1 protein-coding gene is annotated in these 272 nt (G+C 38.6%); it reads left to right on the top strand.

Annotated features, from left to right (window positions below):
- Nucleotides 1-272, top strand: a 272-nt coding sequence (locus LOK41_RS28825) for a DDE-type integrase/transposase/recombinase (protein WP_241819481.1), incomplete at both ends; no start/stop codon positions are given.

Consider the following 272-nt stretch of genomic DNA (forward strand, 5'->3'; position numbering starts at 1 on the left):
CAATTGATAAAGAGGGACAAACACTTGATATTCAACTTCGTCAAAAACGGGACACACAAGCAGCATATGCTTTTATGAAAAGACTTGTTCGAACTTTTGGAGAACCAACGGTTCTAACGACAGATAAGGCCCCTTCTTTAGCTTCCGCATTCAAAAAATTAAAGGAGATAGGTCTTTACAAAAATACCTTTCATCGTACAATCAAGCACCTCAATAATATCATTGAGCAAGATCATCGACATGTGAAACGTCGATTCTCCCGTTCTTTAGGG

It is taken from the genome of Bacillus sp. TL12 (genome assembly GCF_022625245.1).
In the GTDB taxonomy this organism is placed as follows: domain Bacteria; phylum Bacillota; class Bacilli; order Bacillales; family Bacillaceae_G; genus Bacillus_A.